Source organism: Pandoraea faecigallinarum (assembly GCF_001029105.3).
In the GTDB taxonomy this organism is placed as follows: domain Bacteria; phylum Pseudomonadota; class Gammaproteobacteria; order Burkholderiales; family Burkholderiaceae; genus Pandoraea; species Pandoraea faecigallinarum.
The window spans coordinates 633,882-657,497 of sequence record NZ_CP011807.3 but is presented as its reverse complement, the minus strand read 5'-3'; the positions used below and the strand labels follow the sequence as shown (position 1 = coordinate 657,497).

Genomic DNA, 23,616 nt, shown 5'->3' with positions numbered 1-23,616 from the left:
AGATAGGCGTGCGCGAAGCGTATCGCCTTTCGCGTTTTCTCTACAGGAGTCCACCGTGTCAGCCGCTGTCCCCGCATCGTTCACGCTCTACGTCGACGCACAGTTCACCAGCCCTTACGCCCTGTCGGTTTTCGTCACGCTGCGCGAGAAAGGTATTCCGTTCGATCTGCGCACCGTCGATCTCGATCAGGGCGCGCATCACGAAAGCGGCTTCGCCGACATGTCGATTACACGCCGGGTGCCGACCCTTGTGCACGGCGATTTCACCTTGTCCGAGTCGTCGGCCATCGACGAATATCTGGAAGCGATTTCGCCCGACGTTCCCGTGTATCCGGCCGGCGTGCGCGAGCGCGCCCGTGCCCGGCAAGTCCAGGCATGGCTGCGCAGCGATCTGGGCGCCCTGCGTGAAGACCGGTCGACGCAGGTGATTTTCTACCGTCCGAGCGACAAACCGTTGACCGATGCCGGTTACGCCGCCGCGAGCAAACTGATCGCCATCGCGCAGAGCCTGCTGCCCGACGGCCGCATGTCGCTCTTCGACAAGTGGTGCATTGCCGACGTCGACCTCGCGGTCATGCTCAATCGCCTGGTGTACAACGACGATGTCGTGCCGCCCGCACTCGCGGAGTACGCACGCCGGCAGTTCCTGCATCCGGCGGTGCAAGCGTGGATTGCAATGACGCGCCCGCCCCTTGCGTGATGGGGTGTGAGCCTCATTGAGCGGGCTCCGCGCTCAGGCTCCGCTCACTCCGCTCATCGCCAGTTGCTGGCCGTGGATACGGACATGGAGCAGGACCAGCAGCCGGTGAGGGCAGTCGTCGCGCATGGCGACCCTGCCTCGCCGGCACTCGCCGTCCAGCGTGACGTGACGGCTCGCGAGCGCCGCCTCGAAGGCCGCCTGGGCCGCCGATCGCGCAGCTAGCGTCAACAGCAGCAATGAGGCGGCCATCGCGATCCGGAAATCGGCCGAGGTGAAGATGCGCTCCGGCACGTCGAACACGAGCATGGCGATCACCACGCAGGCATCGATACAGACGGCTCCCAGCGAAGCCACGAGCAGGTAAGCGCGCAACATCCGAATCGTTGTCGACTTCATGCGTCTTCTCTCCCTTTGCGCTTATCGGGTGGGAACGTCCGGCGCCGGCACCGGAAAGTACCGAACGGCACTCCGTGGCACGGGCGGCATACCGCTTGCGTTGCCGCCACCGGCAGCGCTCCCGACATCATGCGCTTCCGATATTAAATGTCGAGTCCCGTGCGCCCGGTGTGCGGAAATGTTTTTTTACACACTGTTACCCTGCCGCGGCCACGTCCATGACGGTCGGGCCGCCAACGCAAATTTCGGTCAACCGCGCACAATTCTCGCAAAAATCGCCCAATATTCGATATTTTTCGGCGCCGTTGCCGGAAGAAGGTCGTCGTGACGTGAGAAGCGGTGAATTCAGTCGACAGGCAGGCCCCGAAAGGAGGAAAATATCGCCACCTTGCCGTTTACGTTAACGGCACTGACGATTCAAGCCACCTCTGCCGAGACACTGAAGAAACATGAGCGCCGATAACCCATTGCGTTTTGTCGTGGAGCCGCACGCCAACCCCACCCCCGCCGACCAGATCACCGCCGCACTGGCCAACCCGGTGTTCGGCCGCGTATTCACGGATCACATGGTCACGATCCGCTGGACCGAAGGCAAGGGCTGGCACGATGCGAAGGTGGAAGCCCGCCGTCCGTTCCAGATCGACCCGGCGTGCGCCGTGCTGCACTACGCGCAGGAAATCTTCGAAGGCATGAAGGCCTATCGCGGCGAAGACGGCAAGATCTCGCTGTTCCGTCCGCAGGCCAACGCGCGACGTTTTCGCGAGTCGGCTCAACGCATGTCGATGGCCGACCTGCCGGAAGCCGTGTTCCTCGAAGCCGTGGAAAAGCTGGTCGACATCGATCGCGCATGGATCCCCGGCTCGGAAGGCAGCAGCCTCTACATCCGCCCGTTCATGTTCGCCTCGGAGAGCTTCCTGGGCGTGCGTGCCGCCCATGAGTACATTTTCTGCGTGATCGCCTGCCCGGTCGGGCCGTACTTCAAGGCCGGCAAGTCGGCCGTCACCGTGTGGGTCTCCGACCAGTACACGCGCGCCGCGCCGGGCGGCACGGGCGCGGCCAAATGCGGCGGCAACTACGCGGCCAGCCTCATCGCCCAAACGGAAGCCAGCGCCAAGGGCTGCGATCAGGTCGTGTTCCTCGACGCCGCGCAGCACCGCTGGATCGAAGAGCTGGGCGGCATGAACGTGTTCTTCGTGATGGACGACGGCTCGCTCCAGACGCCGCCGCTCTCGGGCACGATCCTGCCGGGCATCACCCGCGCCTCGATCATCGAACTGGCGCGTCGCGAAGGCCTCACGGTCAACGAAGCGCCGTACGAATTCGCCCAATGGCAAGCCGACGCCGCGAGCGGGCGCGTGAAGGAAACGTTTGCCTGCGGTACCGCAGCGGTCGTCACGGCGATCGGTCAGGTGCGTCACGCCAACGGCGAATTCAACATCGCCGATGGCGGTGAAGGCCCGGTCACCAAGCGTATCCGCGACCAGCTCACGGGCATTCAACGTGGCAAGGTCGCCGATCCGTTCGGCTGGGTGCATCACGTCGCGTAATTGCGCGCCGGCGTCATTGCATCGACATAACAAGCTGTGAAGCTGCGCGTCGCCCGAGACAGCGACGCGGGAAATCTCCGGCGGCGCGTCACGACATCAGGAGAGTCGGGGCGCGCCGTCTTGTTGTTCCTGACTTACAGATCATGAAACACGACACGGGCACCGTATCCGGTGCCGTTGCGGCAACCGACACAATCGGCGTTCCGCACTCCGTGCCCGAAGACATCTATGCGATGGTCATCGGCATGGCATTCGTGGTGGTCGGTCTGGTGCTGCTCAAGGCTGCCGGATTGGTCACCGGCGGCGTGGCAGGCATCGCACTGCTCGCCTCTTACGTCTTTCCGCTACCGGTTGGCACCATCTTCACGCTGGTGAACATACCGTTCTTCCTGTTCGCGTATTTCACGATGGGAGCGCGCTTCGCGCTCAAGTCCACGATCGCGAGCTTCGGCATTACTTTCGCTCTTGCGACCATGCCGCAAACGTTCAACGTCGCCTTCGTCAACCCATTGTTCGCGGCGTTTGTGGGCGGGACATTGTGCGGCATGGGCATTCTGGCCCTGGCGCGTCACGGCGCGGGCGTCGGCGGTACGGGCATCGTCACGTTGTGGCTGCAACGTGAGCGCGGCATCAATGCCGGCATCACGCAGGTGTGCATCGATGCGACGATTCTGCTCGTATCGCTGAGCGTCATGCCGTCGGGCCGTGTCGCCTGGTCGGCCCTGTCGGCCGTCGCCATGAGCGCCATGGTCGTGGCGTGGCACAAGCCGGGACGCTATACCGGCCGGTGATCGGGGCGGTAATCGGGACGGTAGGTCGGCCGATAAGCCTTCGCCTGATCGAGCAGCCACTCGCGGAACACGCTGAGGGGCTGCCCGTGCGTGAGCTCCGTCGGGTAGACGAGGTAGTAGGCCGACTCGGCCACGCTCTTCACGTCGAACGGAATCGTGAGACCCAGCGTGGCCAACTGCCCTTCGACGAAGAACTTCGGCACCAGCGCGATGCCCAGTCCCGCCGCGGCCCCGGCGATCAGCATCGTATGCAGCTCGTAGCGCACGCCCTGCAACGCGCGATGGTCTTCGATATGCTGCTCGGCAAACCATTGGGTCCAGGCGCTCGGGCGCGTGGTCGAGTGCAGCAACGGATACGCAAGCAAGTCAGCGGCCGTGCGTACCGGCCCCTTCAGGATCGACGGCCGGCATACCGGCACCACCTCTTCCCCGAAGAGATAATCCGACGACGTGCCCGGCCATGTCGGCTGGCCGAAGTGGATCGCCGCTTCGAAGTGCGTTTCGTCAAAGGTGAACAGGTCGGTGTGGACTCCCATGTTCACCCGCACGTCCGGATGCCGGGCGTCGAAGTCCTTCATTCTCGGAATCAACCATTCCGACGCAAACGTCGGCAGCACCGCCAACTCCAGATAACCGCCGCCGCTGCCGTGCGCCATGATGGCGAGCGTGTCGCGATCCAGTTGCTCCAGCGTGCGCCGCACCTGCGTGCCGTACAGCCGGCCGGCGCGCGTGAGCACCACCCGTTGCTTGGCGCGCACGAACAGGCGCACGCCGAGTTGCGTCTCCAGCGTGGCGATCTGCCGCGATACGGCGCTCTCGGTCAGGAACAGCTCGCGCGCCGCATGGGTGAAGCTTTCATGCCGGGCGGCGGCTTCGAAAGCCAATAGGGCTGCTGTGCCCGGCGTCTTGAATTTGCGCATGTTGATTCCAAAAACGCATCAAGTGGCAATTTTATCTCGCTTTACGCCAACCGCATCCATTCCAATAATGCAGTCACTGCAAGATGGCCGGATGCGATATGGCGCCTGCCATGCCCCGACACCCCACGGCGCCGTCCGGCACGCAAGACCGGCGCCCACCCTGCGAGACAAACCGATGCGCAATGCCAATGTGGAGTCGCTGCTGGTTTCCCTGATCGGGAAGGCCCGTACCGGCGTGCTTTTCGCCACGCTCAATTCCCCGTCGATCCTGGCCGACTTCGAGTTCGGCCGCGTCACCCGCGCCGAATTGGCGCAGGCGATGAACATGGCCCTGTTCGAAGGGTTGCTGGAGCGCTCGCAAAACGGCCGCACCTATACCGAAGAAGCGATTGCCGCCGGGGGCGGCGTGTACTTCGACCATGGAGCACTGCGCACCGTGCGCTGGGAGCACAACGGTGCGCTGCCGCCGGGCGAAGCCGCCTTCACGCGGATTCTGCGCCCGCTCGGCTTCCGGCCGAACGGCCGTTACCCGCTCGATCGCCTCGGCATGACCGGGCGCGCCTACGCGCATGAGGACTGCCCGGAGGAAATCTCGCAGTTCTTTGTGAGCGAGTTGCATCCGGAGCGCTTCTCCGAGACGTTCCAGCAAGCCGTGTCGCGCGTGGTCGGCACGTCGAAGGACCCGCTGACGCCGGCCGCCATCGGCCAGTTGTGGGAACTGGAACGCGACGGGACGCTGCCGCTCGAAAGTGCGCAGGCACTGCTGCCGGTGATCGTGGGCGCGTTCGCTCGTCAGCATGACATTCCGAGCGAGGCCGACTACGAACTGCTGCTCGCGGAATCGGCCGAAATGGCATGGATTTCGACCGAAGGCAACGCGTTCAACCATGCAACGGACCGCGTGGAAGATGTCTTCGCCCTCTCGGAGGCCGAGAAGGCCAAGGGACGCCCCATGAAGCCCGAAGTCGAGCGCTCGCGCTCGGGGCGCGTTTTCCAGACGGCGTATCGCGCCGACACCGTCCGTCGCGAATTCCGCGGCAAGAACGGCGAGATCGTCACGCGCGACGTGCCGGGTTCGTTCTACGAATTCATCACGCGCCATCGCGAGTACGACACCGCCAAGCGCTGCTGGAAGCTCGATCTGCGCTTCGACGCAGGCAACGCACAAGGCATTTTCAAGATGACGGCCAACGCCAGGTAACGGCCAACGCGCAGATTTTCAGCAAATTCCATAAAGGTACTCACGTGAACGCGACTTCCATCCTCAACGAACTGGGCATTGCCAAACTGGCCGAGACGGGCGACATCGCCGTGCATTCGCCGATCAACGGCGAACTGATCGGCCGCGTAGCCAGCGCTTCGGTGGCCGACGCTCAGGCCGCGCTCGCACGCGCGCAAACCGCTTTCACCGCATGGCGCAATGTGCCGGCCCCGCGCCGCGGCGAACTCGTCCGTCTGCTCGGCGAAAAGCTGCGCGAGCGCAAGCAAGCGCTGGGCGCGCTCGTCACGCTCGAAGCCGGCAAGATTCTCCAGGAAGGTCTGGGCGAAGTGCAGGAAATGATCGACATCTGCGATTTCGCCGTCGGCCTGTCGCGTCAGTTGTACGGTCTGACGATCGCCTCGGAGCGCCCGGGTCACCGCATGGCCGAGACGTGGCATCCGATGGGTGTTTGCACCGTCATCTCCGCCTTCAACTTTCCGGTCGCCGTGTGGTCGTGGAACGCTGCGCTCGCGCTCGTCTGCGGCAATGCCGTCGTGTGGAAGCCCTCGGAGAAGACGCCGCTGACCGCGCTGGCCGTCAACAGGCTGATGGAGGAAGTCATCGCGGAATTCGGCGATGCACCGCAAGGCCTGACGGCGCTGGTCATCGGCGGTCGCGACGTTGGCGAAGCCCTCGTCGCCGATCCGCGCTCGGCCATCGTGAGCGCCACGGGCAGTACGGAAATGGGCCGCAAGGTCGGCGTGGAAGTCGCGCGCCGCTTCGGCCGCTCCATCCTCGAACTCGGCGGCAACAACGCCGGCATCGTGACCGAAAGCGCCAATCCGGAACTTGCCCTGCGCGGCATTCTGTTCTCCGCCGTGGGCACCGCCGGTCAGCGCTGCACCACGCTGCGCCGCCTGTTCATACACGAGAGCGTGTACGACAAGACGGTCGAGCGTCTGAAGACGTTGTACGGCAAGGTCGCTATCGGCAACCCGCTGGAGCGCGGCACGCTAATGGGGCCGCTGATCGACGAAGGCGCGTTCAGGCGCATGCAGAACGCCCTCGATCAGGCGCGCGCCGAGGGCGGCAAGGTGACGGGCGGCGAGCGTCACACCGTGGCGGGCAACGAAGGCGGCTTTTACGTGAAGCCGGCAATCGTCGAAATGCCGTCGCAAACGGAAGTCGTGCTCACGGAAACGTTCGCACCGATTCTCTACGTGCTCAAGTACAGCGACTTCGCCCAGGCCATCGACGCCAACAACGCCTCGTCGCACGGCCTGTCGTCGTGCGTGTTCACGAACGACCTGCGCGAAGCGGAGCGCTTCACGTCGTCGGCCGGCAGCGATTGCGGTATCGCGAACGTCAACATCGGCCCGAGCGGTGCGGAAATCGGCGGCGCGTTCGGTGGCGAAAAGGAAACCGGCGGCGGCCGCGAGTCGGGCTCCGACGCGTGGAAGGGCTACATGCGCCGTGCGACCAACACCGTGAACTACTCCTCTGCCCTGCCGCTCGCGCAAGGCATCGACTTCTCCATCGAGTGAAGTCGCGCTAGCTGCGCCGCGGCGCCGAACGTCGTCAACGTCTTCCTTCGCGACGATGAACGACACCCGGCGCCGCCGCAAATTGTCCCGGTACCGGACGCATCGTCGCGCCCGGCGCAACCGCTTCCCCGGCAGCACACTCACGTCACGCTATGCATGGCGAGGCCCACATGTACGCATTCACTTCCCCCTTCGCCAATCCGGCAGGCTCGCCGATTCGCGAACTGTTCAAATACCTGTCCGAGCCGGGCATGATTTCGTTCGCGGGCGGTTATCCGGCGAGCGACCTGTTCGACGTCGACGGTCTGGCCGCCGCACAGGCGCGCGCCTACTCATTGCCCACGCGCTGCCTGCAATACGGCCCCACCGACGGTCTTGCCGAACTCAAGGCACAGCTCATCGCCCTCATGGCGCAACGCGGTTCGCCGTGCGCATCCGATGAACTGCTGGTGACGACGGGTTCGCAACAAGGCCTCGATCTGCTGCTGCGCGTGATGGTCGCGCCGGGCGACGTGGTCGTCACCGAACAGCCCGCCTATCCCGCGACGTTGCAGGCGCTGCGTCTGCAACAGGCGAAGATCGTCACGGTGCCTGTCGATGCGAACGGTCTGGACGTCGATCATCTGGGTGGGTTGCTGCGCGAGGGCAAGATTGCAGTGCCGAAGCTGCTGTACACGGTGCCGACGTTCGCCAACCCGACGGGCGCGACGCTGTCGCGCGAGCGCCGTATCGCACTGCTGAAGCTGGCCGTCGAATACCGCTTTGTGATCGTCGAGGACGATCCGTACGGCGACCTGCGCTTTGCGGGAGACCCGGTGCCGTCAATGCTCGGCCTGACAGAGGAAGTCCCCGGGTCGCGCCATTGGGTGGTGCACTTCTCCAGCCTGTCGAAGATCGTCGCGCCGGGGTTGCGTGTGGGCTGGACGGTGGCGCCACCGGAGATCGCACGGCGTTGTGTCGTCGCCAAGCAGACCGTGGATCTGTGCAGTGTGCCGTGGACGCAGGCCGTCGCCGCCGAGTATCTTGCCGAGGGGTCGCTGACACGCCACCTGCCGAAGATTACCGAGGCCTACCGTCTCAAATGCGAAGCGATGTGCGCTGCGCTCGGCGACAGGCTAGGCGACGCGATCCGGTTCCACGCGCCGCAAGGCGGCATGTTCGTATGGGCGCAGCTGGCTGCCGTGAAAACCAGCGAGTTGTTGCCCAACGCGATTGCCGAGAAAGTGCTGTTCGTGCCGGGAACGGCGTTCTTTGCCGAGCAGGCGGACGAGGCGTCGCTGCGTCTGTCGTTTGCAGCGCCGGCCGTGACGGCGATCGAGGAAGGCGTGGCGCGTCTGGCGCGGGCGATGGAAGCGACAGGTAGGTGATACGCAAGCGAGGCAAACGCACCGCATCAACGGCGAAGACCTCGCCAAGCGTCCCGAAAGCGACGGCTGGCGAGACCCTGTTATTGGCTGGATGCTTACAGCTTCAGGCAAACGTTGCGCAACTCGGTGTAGAACTCCAGCGAATGCACACCGCCTTCACGGCCGATGCCCGACTGCTTCGCGCCGCCGAACGCGGTACGCAGATCGCGCAGAAACCAGGCATTGATCCAGCACACGCCCACTTCCAGTGCCGCGCCCATGCGATGCGCCCGGCTCACGTCCTGGGTCCAGACTGTGGCCGCCAGACCGTAAGGTGTGGCGTTCGCCATTGCGATCGCTTCCTCTTCCGTGTCGAATGGGGCGATGTGGCAGCACGGGCCGAAGATCTCTTCGCGGATGACCGATGCCGTCTCCGGTAGTCCCGTCCAGATCGTCGGCTGTACCCACGCGCCTTCCTTCATCGATGCCGGCATGTCCGGCACGCCGCCACCGGTCACGACTGTCGCGCCTTCCTCGCGCGCCTTCTCGTAGTACGACAACACCTTCTCGCGATGGACTTGCGAGACGAGCGGACCGAAGTTCGTCCCCTCGGCATACGGATCGCCGATTTTCAGCGCTTCGGCACGTGCCTTGAGCGCCGCGACGAAGCGCTCGAAGATCGGGCGTTGCACGTACACGCGTTCCGTGCCGAGGCACACCTGACCGCTGTTATCGAACGCCGAGCGCGTAATGCCGGCAACGGCCTTGTCGAAGTCCGCATCGGCAAACACGATGCCCGGGTTCTTGCCGCCCAGCTCGAACGACACGGGACGCACGCCGTGGGCCGCCGCCTTCATGATGGCTTCGCCCGTGCGCGTCTCGCCGGTGAAGGTGATGCCATTCACACCCGGGTGTTCCGTGAGGAACGCACCCGCCGAGTCGGGACCGAAGCCATGCACAACGTTGTACACCCCGGCCGGCACGCCGACTTCGTTCATCACTTCCCCGAGTAGCGTGGCCGTCGCCGGCGTTTCTTCCGACGGCTTGACGACGACGGTGTTGCCGAACGCCAGCGCAGGGCCGACCTTCCACGTCATCAGCAACAGCGGCAGGTTCCACGGGCAGACGACGGCGATCACACCGCGCGGCGTGCGCACACCGTAGTTCAGCGCGTTGCCGCCGTCGGGCGTCGTCATGGCAAACGACTCCGTCGGCACATTCTTGATCATGTCGGCGAACACCTTGAAGTTCGCGGCACCGCGCGGGATGTCGAGATGGCTCGCGAGGCTGTACGGCTTGCCCGTGTCCGCGATTTCGGCGGCCAGAAAATCGTCGAAGCGGCGGTTGATGCCATCGGCCACCGCGTGCAGCAGTTCCACGCGCTGCGCGACCGTCATCTTGCCCCATGGGCCGTGGAGCGCGGCGCGCGCGGCTTGCACGGCGGCGCCGACTTCGGCGCGCCCGGCCTCATGCACGTGACCGATAAGACTGTTGTCGACCGGGTTGCGATTCTCGAAGGTGCGGGCGCTCGATACCCACTCACCATTGATGAAGTTCTGGAAATGCTTCATGTCTCACGCTCGTTATATCGGAATGGAAGGCGGGACAACGTCGCGCTTCGTGGCATTGCGTCATGTTTCGCTCGTTTCTGTCACGCGCGACGTCGGCACGGAGCACACGATAAATCCCGCAACCGGCCCGCGTCAACATTTTCTCGAGAATTTTTATTTATATCGATTATTTGGTAATTTTGCGAAAATCCCGACGAAGCTGCTTATAATCCCGGCACGTCCGTCAATCGCTTTCACTTCCGATTCGTCCGAAATATGCACAGTGCGCCCCGATCCTCCGCCCCGAGCGCCGATGCAACGCTGGCGCAAAGCGCCTACATGCGTTTGCGTAGCGACATCGTCGCCGGGCATCTCGCGCCCGGCGAGAAGCTGCGGGTCGAGCATCTGAAAGATCGTTACGACGTTGGGGCGGGGACATTGCGCGAGGCGCTGGCGCTACTGGTGGCCGACGCGCTCGTCGTGCAGCATGGTCATCGCGGCTTTCGGGTCACGCCCATTTCGCTGGCCGATTTCATCGACATCACCGAGACGCGCGTGCAACTGGAGACGGAAGCGTTACGCCAGTCGATTGCCCTCGGGGACGACACGTGGGAAGCCGATCTGACGAGTGCCTTCCACCTGCTCACGCTGGCCGAAGAACGGCTCGGCGATCAGGGAAGCGGCCAGCCCGGAGACGGCGGCACATTCGCACAGTGGGAAGTCCGCAACCGCGCGTTTCATGAAGTGTTGATTCGCGCGTGCCCGTCGCGCTGGCTGCATCATTTCCTGGCGATTCTTTATCGCCAGTCGGAGCGCTATCGGCGGTTATCGATCACGCACCGGCCGGTGCCGCGCGACGTGCACAAAGAGCATCAGGCGATCTTCGACGCCTGCCTCGCGCGCGACGCCGATAAGGCCGCCGCCCTGCTCGCGGCGCACATCCGCAAGACGCTCGAAGCCGTGCGCGAACTGCCGGACGCCGTCGTCAACGCCGGGACCGTACCGCTTGCCGCGGTTCGCGCGGTTCGCGCGGATCGCACAGATCGTTAGTGCAGCGCGACACGCCGTCCGTCAACGCGGCAGGCTGTCGCGCGCGATCTGCGCGAAGTAGCGCGCGCCGAGCGGCAGAATTGCATCGTTGAAGTCGTAGCAGGCGTTATGCAGCGGGATCGCTCCCGGCTCGTCGCCGCTGCCGTTGCCGATGAACGCGAAGTTGCCCGGCACATGCTGCAAGAACACGCCGAAGTCTTCGGACGCCATCATCGGGGCCACGTCCGCGTCCACCATCGCCTCTCCCGCCACTGTCTTCGCGGCGCGCACGGCAAGCGCCGTGTTTTCCGCCCAGTTCATCGTCGGCGCGAACTCGTGCGTGTACTCGAACTCGCAGTGTGCGCCGTACATGGCGCAGGCGCCCGTGCACAGCTCGCGCATGCGCGTCTCGATCCGTTGCTGGACGTCCGGCGTATAGCTGCGCGTATCGCCCTTGATGACGACGTTCGTCGGAATCGCATTGCGAATGCCGTCGGTCACGAACTCGGTGCACGACACCACCGCCGAGAGTCCGGGATCCACGCTGCGCGAGACCACGGTCTGAAGCGCCACGACGATCTGCGCGCCGATCACCAGCGGATCGATGCCCATATGCGGCCGCGCCGCGTGTGTTCCCTTGCCGCGAATCCGGATGACGAAGTTGTCCTCGCTCGCCATGATGCCGCCGGCACGCGTGGCGATACGCCCGGCCGGAATGCCAGGCATGTTGTGCACGCCGTAGATCGCATCGATGGGAAAGCGCGTCAGCAGCCCGTCGGCGATCATCGCTTTCGCGCCGCGACCGTGCTCCTCGGCGGGCTGGAAGATGAAGCGCACGGTGCCGTTGAAGTCGCGCGATTCGGCAAGCAACCTTGCCGCGCCGAGCACCATCGACATATGTCCATCGTGGCCGCAGGCGTGCATCTTGCCAGGCACTTGCGACGCGTATTCGCGGCCCGGGGCCTGTTCGGCGATCAGCAGCGCGTCCATGTCGGCACGAATGCCGATCGCGCCATTGCCGTCTCCCACGCGCAGGTTCGCCACGATGCCGGTGCCACCGATGTTGCGATGCACGTCCAGACCCAGACTTTCGAGAATCGTCGCGACCGATTGCGACGTCGACACCTCTTCGAACCCTGTCTCCGGCAGACGATGGAAAGCGTGCCGCCAACCGGTCAGCGCGTCGGCGAAATATTTATCTTGTGCGGTGTCCTGAAGCATACGTAGCCCCTTTGCCGAGATCGATCGTGACGTTAGCGTGCGAGCCACGCCTGCTGGCGTTGCGTGACGGACGTTGCCGACTCCCCCACGAGATCCGCGTAGACGGATGGCGCCGTCGCCCCTTCGGTGTTGATGAGCAGCACGCGCGAGCCGGACGTGAGGCCGAGCGCCGAGGCCATCGCAGGCGTTGCCGCCGCAAGCCTCAGCCCGGCGAGCCCGGCAACGCCCGACTCTCCCGCGACGAACGGCACATCGTTGCCGGTGCCGGTCGCGAGCCGCTTCATCGCGTCCACAGCCTGGGCATCGGTCACGGTCATGAACGCGTCCACCGCCGGTTGCAGGAAACGCCATGCAAGCGGCGATGTCTCGCCACACGCCAATCCGGCCATCACGGAATCGACGGCGCCGGACGCCGACGCGGCCTTCCCCGCCATCGCACTCTGATACAGGCAGTCGGCCTGCTCCGGCTCGACGACGACGAACGTCGGACGCCACACGCCCCAACGCTCCCACAGGTAGCTGACGATCCCCGCCGCCAGACCACCCACGCCGCCTTGCAGGAAGACATGCGTGATGGGACACGCCGCATCCTTTGGCGATGCATCGCCGTCCAGCGCTTCGGAGACTTCGGCCGCCACGGCGGCGTAACCCTGCATCACGTCGCGCGGAATGATTTCGTATCCATCGTAGGACGTATCCGAAACCACGTGCCAGCCCTTGCACTCGTTACGCTCGGCAAGCGCCGCCGCTTCCTCGACCGAGTCGTCATAGTTACCGGCGATGCGCACGATCTGCGCGCCGTAGGCGGCAATCGCCTGCTCACGCTCGACGCTCACCTGCGCATGCAGGACGATCACGCACCGGCAGCCGATGCTTTGCGCGGCGGCGGCCAACGCGCGTCCGTGATTGCCGTCCGTCGCGCTGACGACGGTGAAGCCCGCAGCGGCAAGCGCGTCGCGATGTTCTCCGTTCAGCAGCGAGCGCGCCGTGAAGCCGTGCCCTTCGAACCGGCGCAGCAGCAGACGCACCAGCGCAATCGGCGCACCAAGCGCCTTGAAGCTGCCGAGCGCGGAGCGCAGGGCCTCATCCTTCACCAGCACGCTGCGCACGCCAAGCGAGGCAGCCAGATCCGGCAGCGCGCGCAGCGGCGTGCTGCCGGGGACGAGCCCGTCCCAATGCGACAGCCATTCGCGGCTTTGCTGCGCACGAGCGATGCTCATGATGGTCTGAAGGTCGGCCGGGTACGGCCCACGCATGGCATGAGGATTGACGTAAAACATGGGGGGCTCTCCGGGTATTGCTATTGTTCAAGGGGGCGTCATTGCCCGGCGCCGAGACGTCGCGCAACGACGTCGAGCAGCACCTCGGCTCCGCGCACGAGCTGCGCGTCGTCGGTATGTTCGCGCGGGTTGTGGCTGATGCCGCCACGGCTCGGCACGAAGATCATCGCTGCCGGCGCAATGCGCGCAATCATCTGCGCGTCGTGACCGGCACCGGATGTCATGCGCTTGTACGACAGGCCCAGGCGCTTCGCACTGGCTTCGATGGCGGCGGTCAGTTCCGCGTCGAACATCACCGGCTCGAAGCGCGCGAGGCGCTGCGTCGATATGCGCACGCCTTCCTGCGCGGCCGTCTTCGTCAGGAAATCGGCCAGGCGCGCCTCGCTCTGCGTGAGGCGCTGCTCGTCCGGATCGCGCATGTCCACGGTAAAGACTGCCTTGCGCGGGATGACGTTGATGACGCCCGGCTCAAGCTGCATCGTCCCGACGGTGGCAAGGGTCGTCCCCGACTCCACGGCAATGCGGCGCAGCTCGGCCACGGTGGCCGCCGCGACGTAACCGGCATCGTGGCGTAGACGCGTCGGCGTGGTGCCCGCATGATTCGCGTTGCCCTGCACGGTGATCTGCTGCCATGAGATGCCCTGCAAGTTCTCCACGACCCCGATCTCCAGCCCTTCCGCCTCGAGAATCGGCCCTTGTTCGATATGCAGTTCGAGGTATTCGTGGGGCACCAGCGTGCCCGGCGCCATCTCCCCGGCGTAGCCGATACGCACGAGTTCGTCGCCGAGACGGGCGCCGTCCGTGCCGATGGCGTCGAGCGCTTCGTCAAGGGGCAAACCGCCCGCGTGCACGAGCGAGCCCATCATGTCGGGGTGAAAGCGCGCGCCCTCCTCGTTGGTGAACGCCACCACGGTGATAGGGCGCGACGGCACGATACCGGCGTCGCGAAACGCACGCGCGACAGCCAGGCCGCCGAGTACGCCATAGCAGCCGTCGAGCGCGCCCGCGTTGATGACGGTGTCGATGTGCGAGCCCATCATCAGCGGGCGTGGCATCGCTCCGGCGGCGTCTCTCGCCCCGGGTGCGCACGGCAGCGTGCCGAAGATGTTGCCGATGCGGTCGATCTGCACGTCGAGACCGAGTTCTCGCATCCATGCGACGAGCTGATCGCGGCCGGCCTTCTCGTCGTCCGTAAGCGCCACGCGAGTCCGCCCGCCCGCGACGGGGTCGGCGCCAATCTCACCGAGTTCGCGCAATTGTTGCAACAGGACAGGGCCGTTCAGACGGAGGGCGGGAGATTTCGTGTCGGACATGAGCGAGTCGGTGGTGCTTGCAGAATCGGGTTAGAGCAGAGGGAGGACAAAGGGACAGTGATTTGGCGGACGACGACTCGCAGCAGGAAAACCGTGGAAGTCGCCGCTGCGGGAGTATCATCGGACAGGCTGAATAATATTCCGGGAAGCGCGTACGATTTGCGCGTTTTTGGCGTTCCAAACGAATTTTTATTGCGCACCATGAGCCTCGGCAGCTACGACATCGCCTTGCTCGCCGCGATTCAACAAGATGCGACGACACCGCAGCATGCGCTGGGCACACAGGTGAATCTGTCATCCGCCGCTGTGAATCGGCGATTGAAGAAGCTTGCCGACGAAGGCGTGACCCGCAAGACGGTGTCGCTGGTCGACCCGGCGCAGGTAGGCTATCCGCTCACGATCATCACCGAAGTGGAAGTCGAAAACGAGCGGCTCGACTTGCTCGACGCGATGAAACGCAGCTTTCTCGCCTGTCCGCAGGTGCAGCAGTGCTATTACGTCGCGGGCGAGTGCGACTTCGTGGTCATCATGGTCGTGCAGAACATGGCGCAGTACACGGCGCTCACGCGTACCCTCTTCTTCGAGAGCAACAACGTCAAACGCTTCAAGACGCTCGTCGCGATGAGCAACGTGAAAGTCGGGCTGGAAGTGCCGCTCGATGCCGTTGCTGCGCCCTGACGCGCGTCGCTCAGGACACCGCGCCGATTTCCTCGCGCAGCATGTCGACGAACATGCGCATCGTCGCCACACGCCGTTGCGCAATGGCCTTGCTCGCGGGGGTGGTCAGGCCGTCGGCCAGATGAAAGAGCTTCGCCTCGAAGTGATCGAGCGCAAAGCGGCGATCTTCCAGCGAGCGATCCGTCGCGAACGGGTCCATCGGATCATAGAGACGCGAGCCCATCCGGCCCGCCACGTAGAACGTCCGGGCAATGCCGATGGCACCGATGGCGTCGAGCCGGTCGGCGTCGCGCAGAATCCCCGCTTCGCGCGATCGCGGCGCGATCCCGGCGGAAAAACTGTGCGCTTCGATGACGTGTGCCGTGGCATCGATACGCCCGGCCGGCCAGCCCATCGCGTGCAGGATCTGTCGCGCTTTATCGGCCGACAGGCGCGATGCCTGCGCACGGCGCGGATCGTTCTTCTCGACTGCGACACAGTCGTGCAGCAGGGTCGCAACGGCGAGCATTTCCAGATCGACGGCGGATGTATCCGGTCCATGCGCCCCCTGCGCTTCGCTCGCCGCGATCTCCTTGGCCAGCGTCCATACGCGAATCAGATGCGACCAGTCATGCGAGCCGTCGTCGCTGTCGGCCTGTGCGGCGAGGCCCAGCATGTCGAGCACCGCGGTAATCGTCGATTCGTATGGGGAAAAGGCTTTTCCGAGCATGCGGCGGATGGGAGCGGTCGATGGAAACTCCCGATTTTACCCGCGCACCTGACGCAAGCTCCGCAGACCTCACCGGTCTGCGGGGCTTGTCCATCGTCGCGCACCCTGGGATTACAAGCGCTTCGCCTGACGGATGCTGCGCAGGAAGGCGCGCGTACGCTCCTGCTGCGGATCGCCGAAAATCTGCTCCGGCGGCCCCTCCTCGCAAACGGCACCATCGCACAGGAAGCAAACCTTCGACGCCACTTCGCGCGCAAAGCCCATTTCGTGCGTGGCAAGCAGCATCGTCATGCCCTCGTGCGCCAGATCGCGCACGATATTGAGCACTTCGGACACCAGTTCCGGATCGAGCGCCGACGTGATCTCGTCGAGCAACAACACCATCGGGTCCATTGCCAGCGCCCGCACGATGGCCACGCGTTGCTGCTGCCCGCCCGACATGCGGTCCGGGTATTCGTTCGCCTTGTGCGCCAGGCTGAAGCGCTCCAGCAAAGCCATCGCGCGATCTTCCGCCTCACGCCGGGGTTGCTTCAGCACACGGATCGGCGCCAGCGTCACGTTCTCCAGCACGGTCATATGCGGAAACAGGTTGTATCCCTGGAACACGATGCCGATGTCGCGGCGCAGCGAGTTGACGTCGACGCCCGGGCCGGTGATGCGCTCACCGTGCACGAGGATCTCTCCCGCGTCGATGGGCTCCAGCCCGTTGATACAGCGCAACAGCGTCGACTTGCCGGAACCGGACGGACCGATCAGGCACACCACCTGATGCTCCTCCACCGTCATCGCCAGACCGTTGATGACCGGCACGTCGCCATACGACTTGGCAATGTCGCGAATCTCGATGAATGACATGGTCGTTCGCTCCTCAGGCGCCGCCGGCACGCATGCGCGCACGGTCGCGTTTTGCCATCCGCTCCACGAAACGTACCTGCGGAATCGAGATGATGATGAACAGAATGGCCACGGTCGTCGCCGCCGACAGGTTGTAGTGGTTCGACGCGATCACCATCGACTGGTTGAAAGCGTCGATCACCCCGACCACGTTCACGAGCGCCGTATCCTTTTGCAACGCGATGAACGCGTTGAGCAGCGGCGGAATGATCTGCCGGATGCCCTGCGGCAACACCACGAAGCGCAACGTCTGCGTGTACGACAGCCCGAGCGAGCGCGCCGCCGCGACCTGCGACCAGTGCACGCCCTGAATACCGGCGCGGTAGATCTCGGCCACGTAGGCGCCGACGGTCAGCGTCAACGCGATCACGACGTAGGTCGTCAACGACAGGTCTTTCAGGATCGGCACGCCAGTCAGCGGCAGGCCGAAGCCGACCAGATAGATCACCAGCACGGCCGGCATCGCGCGGAAGATGTCGACATAGGCTGTCGCAATGAAACGCAACGGCTTGCCGGCATTGCCCGGTGCGAACATCGCGAGCGCCACGACCAGCCCCCAGATCAGCACGAAGACTTCCGCGATCAGGAAGATCTTCACGTTCACCCAGAAGGCGTCGAGAACGAGCGGGAACGTCTTGACGATGAGCGGTACGAGGAAGAACGTCTTCGCCACCGCCAGATTGTTCGCCAGCACGAACTGCAACGCGAGCACGACGATGAGTTGCGCAAGCGTATAGCCCAGCGCGATCCAGCTTTGCACCCCGGCTTCCGACTTCGCCACGCGTGCCGCGACGATGTCGCGACGCGACGTGGCGCGCCTGAAATCCCGTTAGCGCGCATACGCGCGCGCGAGCGGCAGGAGCACGAGCAGCGAGGCGAGACCCAGCAGCACGGTGCCCGCGGGGACCCACCAGCCGTCGAGCCGGTTGGCGAGCAGCCCTTCACGGAGTGCGGCGATGGTGTACACACCGCTGGCCACGGCAATGGCCGCCCCCAGCAACGCGCACAGGCACAGCACCGTGGGCGCCGAGGGCATGCCGCCGATGTTCAGGCGACGCTCGCGGCCCATGGTGCCGAGGATCGCCCCCGGCGCCTTTTGAGTGGATTGGCTCATGGTCCTGGCGACCTCACGGCGTCAACACGGGCAGTTTCGCCGGATCGGCACCAAGGCTCGGCACAAGGTATTGCGTGGCCAGACGGTCGAACGTGCCGTCCTTTTTCATCTCGGCGATCAGCTTGTTGAACGCGGCGAGGTTCGGCGAATCCTTGTTGACGAGACCGCCCCATTGTTCGCTGGTGTCGTAGCGGCCGACGACTTCGAAGCGGCCTTCCGACTTCTTCGCGATGGAGAGCACATTCGGCGTGTCGTACAGCACGGCGTCGACCTGACCGGCGGCCAGCGCGGCATACATGGCCCCGGCGTCGGTGTAGACCTTCGGATGCTCGGCAACCTTCACCTTGTCTGTCAGATACGGCAGGATCGTGGTGCCCTGCTTCACACCCAGACGCATCTTCTTGATGCTGTCCTTGTCGACCTTCGTGCCCGCCTTCACCAGCACGCCCTGATCCGAACTGAAGTACGGATCGGTGAAGTTGACGACCTTCTTGCGCTCGTCGGTGACGGTGATTTCGCTCAGTGCGATGTCGAAGCCCCTGGCCTGCCCCGTCACCACTTGCGCGAACGAGCGGTTCACCACGATCACGCGGTCGAGACCGGCACGAAAGGCCATGTTCGCGGCCATGCAGTACTCGAAGCCGTCCTTGATGGTGTCGGGAGAATCGCCGTTCCACCACCCCGGCGCAGGCAGCACGGGACGCACCGACAGTGCGCCCGGCGTCACCGTTTCGAGCTTGATCGAACCGCGCGTGCCGGTGACCTGGCAGTTGCCGTAATCGGGGGCGGCCGTGGCGGCCGTGGACATGGCACCAAGGCCGAGCCCGCCCAGCACGAGCGCAATGAGCAGCGTGCGCAGGCGGGGGGTCTTGCGGTTTGCGCGTTTCTTGTCTTGCCGTTCGATCGGATTCATGGGGAAGTCTCTCCTTGCGTCTTGCGTTTGTGGTTTCGGGGGCGCGCGGCTTCAGTGCATCACAACGTTAAACAGGCAGTGCGGTGGCCGGCTGGGCGATACCGCCGTGCGGCCTGCCAGGACCGACGTCGCCCCACAGGACGGCGTGGTCTTCCGGCAGCGCACGGGAATTGGGCATCGACAGCCACAGACGCATGAGCATGCGGTCCTGCCCCGTCTGTGCGTCGTCCACGAAGGCGGTACGGCCGTGATACACGATGTGGTTGTTCAGCAATTGGATGTCGCCCGGCGCAAAGCGCATCTGGAAGCATTCCTCTTCGGCCAGTGCCATGAGCATCTGGATCGCTTCGTGCTCGGCATCGGTGAGCTTGCGCACGCCCGGCAGCATCTGGGCGTTCTCAATATAGGTGAGCGAGAAGTGGCTCGTCAGCTTGCCGTCCCGCACGCCGAAAACCGGCAGGTCGTAGGCGACGTGCTCGCCACCGGCCTCCTCGCCGAAGCGGCTGCGCGGAATCGGCTTGCACAGCAGCGCGTGCAGGTCCGGACGGCGCTTGAGCATCTCGTTGTAGACGGTGGCGCTGCTCGCCAGCTTGCTCACGCCGCCTTCGGACGCCTGACGCACGCACAGCAGGCCGACAACGTCGCAACGATCGGTATGAAAGCGCAGTTGGCCCGGCGAGAGCGTACGTGCACCCGACGAAAGGAATGGCTTGCCCGAGCTGTCGACCGTGGCGCCATAGAGCCTGGCGCCCACGCCCATGCCTTCGTCCTTGATCTCCCGCATGACTTCGCCGCGGCAGTTCTGGAACATCGGCGTGCCCAGATGCGCGCCGAGTGCGTACCAGATACGACGAAGTTCTTCGGCGCTGTAGCGGCTCACGTCCAGTCCACGAATCTTGACCATGCCCGAACCGTTTTCGAGTTCTTCGCGGACATCGTCGAAAAACGCACCCGCATCCGGCAGCGGGAAGTTGTGACGATTGACGTTGCGCCACTCGACGTTGCGCGTCTGTTCGAGCGCGGCATCGATCTGGTTCAGCACCACGGCGGGGAACGTCTTGACCCAACGGTCGTTGTTCACCATTTCGGCACCGCGCCAGACGGCGGCGCCCTGAAGACTCTTCGACTCGGACATGAAAACCCTCCTGACAGATGTTGATTGGTAGTTCGGTCTTTGTTGTATATACATGTAAATACATTACACCCGGTCTTTCGATGCCGGCAATCAGGGGTTGCGTCGGATCAGGGAAAGTCCTAGCCCTGGAAAACAACACAGCGGCAAGGCATCCGAGGTGCGCTCTACATCGCAGCACGGGCGCATGCAGCGCCCCACTGGCAGACGACAGGCGAGACAAGTGACGGGCCAAAGGCCCACGCGGGACTGCCCGAATATCCGGGCACCCATTACCCCGGTCACATCGACTATACGCGAATAAAAATGTGGCCGTATATGATTTATTATTTTCGTATACGATTTTGCGCGAGACGATGCGAATGGCATCGATGCAGCCGGGAGGCGAATTCAGTTCAGATCTTCCCGCTCAGGCGGAAAAACGCCATCACTTCGCGTTGCGTTTGTTCGAGGTGTTTGCGCAGCAGACGCACGGCGGTTTTGGTGTCTCCGGCGGCGCATGCCCGATGGATGGCGATGTGCTCGTCGGTCGAGCGTTGATGATCGTTGACGGCGGACAGGTGGGCACGCAGGAATCGCCCCATGCGCTCCTGCGCGGCCTGCGCGGTTGCGACCAGACGCGGTCGATTCGCCGGTGCATAAAGCGCCTGATGGAAAGCGAGGTTCAGATCGCTCCACGATTGCGGCGTGTCCGCCTTCGCGTAGCGCTTGAGCAATGCTTCGGCCAGTGCCAGATCGCTCGGCGCCATGTTGGGCACGGCCAGCTCCAACGCGCGGCATTCGAGCGCGACGCGCATGTCGAGCATCTCGACGCAGTCGTTGACCGTGAGCGGTGTGACGAACGCGCCCGCGTTGCGCCTGAGCGAGACCCAGCCCTCGGATTGCAGACGCATCAGCGCTTCGCGCACCGGTATCTTGCTCACGCCGATTCGCGCTGCGATTTCGTCCTGACGAATCGGTGCGCCCTCCGGCAACTCGCCCGACAGAATCTGCCGGCGAATTTCTTCGTAGGCGCGCTCCGCGGTCGATAGCGATGCCGGCTTGGCGGTGGCTGCAGGGTCGGCGTTGGCGAATTGGGTCACGGAGGGGAGTCGGTCAAAGGCCGGGGGAATCACCTGGCGATTATACAATTTCAATATTCCGTATACGTTTCTGTGACAAGGCGACAGGCACGGGGATACGGTCCGCTCCTCAACATCGCGAATTCCCTGCCGGGCCCGGCGGCATGCCCGTCGGGAACCGGAGCACGAACGTGGTCCCGGCGACGGCGTCGCTGCTTGCACTGACAGTCCCCGCATGGAGCGCCATGATGGATTTGACGATGGCGAGCCCCAGCCCCGCACCGCCGACGCGCGAGTCGCCACCGGTATGGCGCGACGGATCGACGCGGTAAAGACGGTCGAAGATGCGTGGCAAGTGCTCCGGCGCAATCACGTCGCCGACGTTGCGAATGCCGACCTCCGTCCATTCGGGCGACGACGCGCACCTCATGGAAACGACCGAGCCGGGCCGGGAGTGACGAATGGCGTTGACGAGGACATTGGCGAGCGCGCGCCGCGCGAGCACGCCGTCGACGGCTGCCGTCGCCTGCCCGACGACCTCGATGGCCACGCCCGCTTCCTCGGCCATCGGCGCCATATCCTCCGCCAGCGACACGGCGATTGCCTCCAGCGCAGTCGCCTCCTTCCTGAGTTCCGTGTGCGCAGACTCCGCCCGGGCGAGGAACAGCATCGACGAAATCATGTGCGACAGCCGCTCGCACTCCTCGATGTTCGAAATCAGAATCGCCTTGTACTCGGCGGCCGTGCGCTCACGCGTGAGCGCGACCTGCGCCTCGCCCATCATGTTCGAGATGGGCGTCCGAAAGTCGTGCGCGAGGTCGGACGAGAATTGCGAGAGCCGCGTGAACGAATCGTTCAGGCGCGCCAGCATCCGGTTGAACGCGTGGGACAGGTCTTTGAGTTCGGCCGGCGTATCGTCGTCGGTCAGCGGTGCGCCCAGCCGTTCGCTCGATACCTGTTCCGCGGCCCGCGTCAGCGTGCGCAGCGGCCGCAGGCCTATCGTGACGAGCCAGTACGTCATCGCGCCGACGATGAGCGTGCCGATGGTCAGTGCCACGATGGCGGTCAGTGCAAAGCCGGAAAGCACGCTCAACTGCTCCCGCGGGTCGAGTTGAACGACGATCGTGACACGCTCGCCGCGGCCACCGACAAGACCGTCGGCGGCAATGTATCTCAGCCGCACGCCGAGCGAAGCATTACGTACTTTTTGCACGTCGTTCTCGCGCGGCACGCGCTGGTGCGCCACGTGAGACAACGACGTCGCCGGCGCGAGGTAGCCACGGCTCGCGATCAGCGTCGTACCGTTGGCGTCGAGCACCGCGAAATCGAGGTTCTGGTGTCCGTGCGTCGCGTCATACCATCGACGCGGGTCCGCGCCGATCTGTTGCTTCGTCGTGACGCCGTTCAGCTCGGTGCGCAGCGCCGCGACGGTGGCCAGCAAGTCCTGTCTCGCGCGGGCGCGCAACTGGTCGGCCAGCGCGAAGTATTGATAGGTTGCCATGAGCGCCAGCACACCGAAGATGCATCCGGCGATGAGGCCCGTGAGGCGCGCCCTCAACGAACGCGTGCGCCGCGCGTGGTCCATCGTGCTCATGAGGATACCTCGCCGCGAACCTCAAGCACGTACCCCATGCCTCGAACCGTATGAATCAGCTTGGGCTCGAAGGCGTCGTCGATTTTCGTGCGCAGGCGCCGCATCGTCACATCGACGATGTTCGTATCGCTATCGAAGTTGACGTCCCAGACCTGCGACGCAATCAGGCTTCTCGGCAGAATTTCCCCGTGACGCCGCATGAGCAGCGCGAGCAGCAAGAACTCCTTTGCCGTGAGTGCGATGCTCACGCCTTGACGTATCGCCTTGTGTCCGAGCAGATTCAGTTCGAGATCGCCCACCTTGAGTACGTCCGGTTCGCGCGTGCGCCCGCGGCGCAGAATCGTTCTCACGCGCGCGAGCAGTTCGGCGAAGGCGAACGGCTTGGTCATGTAGTCGTCTGCCCCGAGGTCGAGCCCCTTGACGCGGTCGCCGAGATCGTCGCGCGCCGTGAGAAACAGCACGGCGGTGTGGTGCTGCGCGCGCAGTTGCGTGAGCACCTCCCAACCGTCCTTGCCCGGCAGCATGACGTCGAGGATGACGAGATCGTAGGTGCCTGCGACGGCCATGTGCAGGCCGTCGATGCCGTCGTTCGCGACATCGACGACATACCCGGCCTCGGAAAGCCCTTTCTTCAGATATTGACTGGTTTTGAATTCGTCTTCGACGACAAGGATGCGCATGTT

Annotated in this window: 23 protein-coding genes; 8 read left to right on the top strand and 15 right to left on the bottom strand. The window is 64.4% G+C overall.

The features are described 5' to 3' along the window. Positions 1–55 precede the first annotated feature (55 nt). Entirely contained in the window at positions 56–700 is a 645-nt protein-coding gene (gene yfcF, locus AB870_RS03000; protein WP_047906884.1) for a glutathione transferase, read from the top strand. Positions 701–733: 33 nt separating this feature from the next. On the opposite strand, the gene AB870_RS02995 is transcribed toward yfcF, so the two are convergent. After that, the gene (locus tag AB870_RS02995) at positions 734–1,096 is read right to left on the bottom strand and encodes a hypothetical protein (RefSeq protein WP_047906883.1); all 363 of its coding nucleotides are present in this window, start codon (positions 1,094–1,096) and stop codon (positions 734–736) included. A gap of 449 nt (positions 1,097–1,545) precedes the next feature. Here AB870_RS02995 and AB870_RS02990 point away from each other — a divergent pair, with 449 nt between their 5' ends. Together AB870_RS02990 and AB870_RS02985 are read left to right on the top strand one after the other, a co-directional pair. Beyond that, entirely contained in the window at positions 1,546–2,643 is a 1,098-nt protein-coding gene (locus AB870_RS02990) for a branched-chain amino acid aminotransferase (RefSeq protein WP_047906882.1), read from the top strand. 143 nt (positions 2,644–2,786) lie between these two features. Continuing rightward, positions 2,787–3,434 carry a YitT family protein gene (locus AB870_RS02985; RefSeq protein WP_047906881.1) on the top strand — a complete coding sequence of 216 codons (648 nt, stop codon included), beginning with the start codon at positions 2,787–2,789 and terminating at the stop codon, positions 3,432–3,434. Here AB870_RS02985 and AB870_RS02980 read toward each other — a convergent pair. Further along, the gene (locus AB870_RS02980; protein WP_047906880.1) at positions 3,419–4,354 is read right to left on the bottom strand and encodes a LysR family transcriptional regulator; all 936 of its coding nucleotides are present in this window, start codon (positions 4,352–4,354) and stop codon (positions 3,419–3,421) included. The genes AB870_RS02985 and AB870_RS02980 overlap by 16 nt on opposite strands. Before the next feature lie 175 nt (positions 4,355–4,529). On the opposite strand from AB870_RS02980, the gene AB870_RS02975 reads away from it, so the two are divergent. The 3 genes from AB870_RS02975 to AB870_RS02965 all read left to right on the top strand — a co-directional run bounded on the left by AB870_RS02975 (position 4,530) and on the right by AB870_RS02965 (position 8,466). Then, the gene (locus AB870_RS02975; RefSeq protein WP_047906879.1) at positions 4,530–5,555 is read left to right on the top strand and encodes a DUF1338 domain-containing protein; all 1,026 of its coding nucleotides are present in this window, start codon (positions 4,530–4,532) and stop codon (positions 5,553–5,555) included. A gap of 44 nt (positions 5,556–5,599) precedes the next feature. After that, on the top strand, positions 5,600–7,099 hold the full coding sequence (gene amaB / locus AB870_RS02970; protein WP_047906878.1) for an L-piperidine-6-carboxylate dehydrogenase: 1,500 nt from the start codon (positions 5,600–5,602) through the stop codon (positions 7,097–7,099). A gap of 170 nt (positions 7,100–7,269) precedes the next feature. Beyond that, positions 7,270–8,466: an aminotransferase-like domain-containing protein gene (locus tag AB870_RS02965; protein WP_047908730.1), complete on the top strand. Its 1,197-nt coding sequence runs from the start codon at positions 7,270–7,272 to the stop codon at positions 8,464–8,466. A gap of 95 nt (positions 8,467–8,561) precedes the next feature. Here AB870_RS02965 and AB870_RS02960 read toward each other — a convergent pair whose 3' ends face one another. Next, entirely contained in the window at positions 8,562–10,016 is a 1,455-nt protein-coding gene (locus tag AB870_RS02960; RefSeq protein ID WP_047906877.1) for a 2-hydroxymuconic semialdehyde dehydrogenase, read from the bottom strand. 255 nt (positions 10,017–10,271) lie between these two features. Between AB870_RS02960 and AB870_RS02955 the strand changes: the two genes are divergently transcribed. Then, a complete protein-coding gene (locus AB870_RS02955) occupies positions 10,272–11,045 on the top strand; it encodes a GntR family transcriptional regulator (protein WP_047906876.1) in 774 nt (257 codons plus the stop codon). Positions 11,046–11,066: 21 nt separating this feature from the next. Here AB870_RS02955 and AB870_RS02950 read toward each other — a convergent pair whose 3' ends face one another. The 3 genes from AB870_RS02950 to AB870_RS02940 are packed head-to-tail and all read right to left on the bottom strand — an operon-like array spanning position 11,067 to position 14,838. Next, on the bottom strand, positions 11,067–12,245 hold the full coding sequence (locus tag AB870_RS02950) for a M20 aminoacylase family protein (RefSeq protein ID WP_047906875.1): 1,179 nt from the start codon (positions 12,243–12,245) through the stop codon (positions 11,067–11,069). Between the two features lie 32 nt (positions 12,246–12,277). Then, complete coding sequence (locus tag AB870_RS02945; protein ID WP_047906874.1) at positions 12,278–13,525, bottom strand: diaminopropionate ammonia-lyase; 1,248 nt, start codon at positions 13,523–13,525, stop codon at positions 12,278–12,280. 38 nt (positions 13,526–13,563) lie between these two features. Beyond that, a complete protein-coding gene (locus tag AB870_RS02940; RefSeq protein WP_047906873.1) occupies positions 13,564–14,838 on the bottom strand; it encodes a Zn-dependent hydrolase in 1,275 nt (424 codons plus the stop codon). A gap of 201 nt (positions 14,839–15,039) precedes the next feature. Here AB870_RS02940 and AB870_RS02935 point away from each other — a divergent pair, with 201 nt between their 5' ends. After that, positions 15,040–15,516 (top strand): Lrp/AsnC family transcriptional regulator, encoded by a 477-nt coding sequence (locus AB870_RS02935; protein ID WP_047906872.1) that lies wholly within the window; start codon positions 15,040–15,042, stop codon positions 15,514–15,516. A gap of 10 nt (positions 15,517–15,526) precedes the next feature. Here AB870_RS02935 and AB870_RS02930 read toward each other — a convergent pair whose 3' ends face one another. The 9 genes from AB870_RS02930 to AB870_RS02895 all read right to left on the bottom strand — a co-directional run bounded on the left by AB870_RS02930 (position 15,527) and on the right by AB870_RS02895 (position 23,613). Further along, complete coding sequence (locus tag AB870_RS02930; RefSeq protein WP_047906871.1) at positions 15,527–16,225, bottom strand: HD domain-containing protein; 699 nt, start codon at positions 16,223–16,225, stop codon at positions 15,527–15,529. A 111-nt stretch (positions 16,226–16,336) separates the two neighbouring features. Further along, positions 16,337–17,080: an amino acid ABC transporter ATP-binding protein gene (locus AB870_RS02925; protein ID WP_047908729.1), complete on the bottom strand. Its 744-nt coding sequence runs from the start codon at positions 17,078–17,080 to the stop codon at positions 16,337–16,339. Between the two features lie 13 nt (positions 17,081–17,093). After that, positions 17,094–17,900: an amino acid ABC transporter permease gene (locus tag AB870_RS02920; RefSeq protein WP_197683853.1), complete on the bottom strand. Its 807-nt coding sequence runs from the start codon at positions 17,898–17,900 to the stop codon at positions 17,094–17,096. Positions 17,901–17,948: 48 nt separating this feature from the next. Further along, a complete protein-coding gene (locus tag AB870_RS26240) occupies positions 17,949–18,233 on the bottom strand; it encodes a hypothetical protein (RefSeq protein ID WP_047906869.1) in 285 nt (94 codons plus the stop codon). 13 nt (positions 18,234–18,246) lie between these two features. Beyond that, entirely contained in the window at positions 18,247–19,146 is a 900-nt protein-coding gene (locus AB870_RS02915) for an ABC transporter substrate-binding protein (RefSeq protein ID WP_237170032.1), read from the bottom strand. A gap of 67 nt (positions 19,147–19,213) precedes the next feature. After that, positions 19,214–20,281: a TauD/TfdA family dioxygenase gene (locus tag AB870_RS02910; protein WP_047906868.1), complete on the bottom strand. Its 1,068-nt coding sequence runs from the start codon at positions 20,279–20,281 to the stop codon at positions 19,214–19,216. Between the two features lie 392 nt (positions 20,282–20,673). Continuing rightward, on the bottom strand, positions 20,674–21,360 hold the full coding sequence (locus AB870_RS02905; RefSeq protein WP_047906867.1) for a GntR family transcriptional regulator: 687 nt from the start codon (positions 21,358–21,360) through the stop codon (positions 20,674–20,676). Between the two features lie 109 nt (positions 21,361–21,469). Then, on the bottom strand, positions 21,470–22,933 hold the full coding sequence (locus AB870_RS02900) for a heavy metal sensor histidine kinase (protein ID WP_053059538.1): 1,464 nt from the start codon (positions 22,931–22,933) through the stop codon (positions 21,470–21,472). Beyond that, on the bottom strand, positions 22,930–23,613 hold the full coding sequence (locus tag AB870_RS02895) for a heavy metal response regulator transcription factor (protein ID WP_047906866.1): 684 nt from the start codon (positions 23,611–23,613) through the stop codon (positions 22,930–22,932). Before AB870_RS02895 ends, AB870_RS02900 begins: the two co-directional genes overlap by 4 nt. Positions 23,614–23,616: the final 3 nt, after the last annotated feature.

Bases quoted from the DNA above. Each gene is read 5' to 3' on its own strand.
- AB870_RS02940 (WP_047906873.1), bottom strand. From the start codon at position 14,838: ATGTCCGACACGAAATCTCCCGCCCTCCGTCTGAACGGCCCTGTCCTG.
- AB870_RS02900 (WP_053059538.1), bottom strand. From the start codon at position 22,933: ATGAGCACGATGGACCACGCGCGGCGCACGCGTTCGTTGAGGGCGCGC.
- AB870_RS26240 (WP_047906869.1), bottom strand. From the start codon at position 18,233: ATGAGCCAATCCACTCAAAAGGCGCCGGGGGCGATCCTCGGCACCATG.
- AB870_RS02985 (WP_047906881.1), top strand. From the start codon at position 2,787: ATGAAACACGACACGGGCACCGTATCCGGTGCCGTTGCGGCAACCGAC.
- AB870_RS02935 (WP_047906872.1), top strand. From the start codon at position 15,040: ATGAGCCTCGGCAGCTACGACATCGCCTTGCTCGCCGCGATTCAACAA.
- AB870_RS02895 (WP_047906866.1), bottom strand. From the start codon at position 23,613: ATGCGCATCCTTGTCGTCGAAGACGAATTCAAAACCAGTCAATATCTG.
- AB870_RS02955 (WP_047906876.1), top strand. From the start codon at position 10,272: ATGCACAGTGCGCCCCGATCCTCCGCCCCGAGCGCCGATGCAACGCTG.
- AB870_RS02930 (WP_047906871.1), bottom strand. From the start codon at position 16,225: ATGCTCGGAAAAGCCTTTTCCCCATACGAATCGACGATTACCGCGGTG.
- AB870_RS02975 (WP_047906879.1), top strand. From the start codon at position 4,530: ATGCGCAATGCCAATGTGGAGTCGCTGCTGGTTTCCCTGATCGGGAAG.
- AB870_RS02910 (WP_047906868.1), bottom strand. From the start codon at position 20,281: ATGTCCGAGTCGAAGAGTCTTCAGGGCGCCGCCGTCTGGCGCGGTGCC.
- AB870_RS02950 (WP_047906875.1), bottom strand. From the start codon at position 12,245: ATGCTTCAGGACACCGCACAAGATAAATATTTCGCCGACGCGCTGACC.
- AB870_RS02990 (WP_047906882.1), top strand. From the start codon at position 1,546: ATGAGCGCCGATAACCCATTGCGTTTTGTCGTGGAGCCGCACGCCAAC.
- AB870_RS02960 (WP_047906877.1), bottom strand. From the start codon at position 10,016: ATGAAGCATTTCCAGAACTTCATCAATGGTGAGTGGGTATCGAGCGCC.
- AB870_RS02980 (WP_047906880.1), bottom strand. From the start codon at position 4,354: ATGCGCAAATTCAAGACGCCGGGCACAGCAGCCCTATTGGCTTTCGAA.
- AB870_RS02945 (WP_047906874.1), bottom strand. From the start codon at position 13,525: ATGTTTTACGTCAATCCTCATGCCATGCGTGGGCCGTACCCGGCCGAC.
- AB870_RS02925 (WP_047908729.1), bottom strand. From the start codon at position 17,080: ATGTCATTCATCGAGATTCGCGACATTGCCAAGTCGTATGGCGACGTG.
- AB870_RS02915 (WP_237170032.1), bottom strand. From the start codon at position 19,146: ATGAATCCGATCGAACGGCAAGACAAGAAACGCGCAAACCGCAAGACC.
- AB870_RS02965 (WP_047908730.1), top strand. From the start codon at position 7,270: ATGTACGCATTCACTTCCCCCTTCGCCAATCCGGCAGGCTCGCCGATT.
- AB870_RS02995 (WP_047906883.1), bottom strand. From the start codon at position 1,096: ATGAAGTCGACAACGATTCGGATGTTGCGCGCTTACCTGCTCGTGGCT.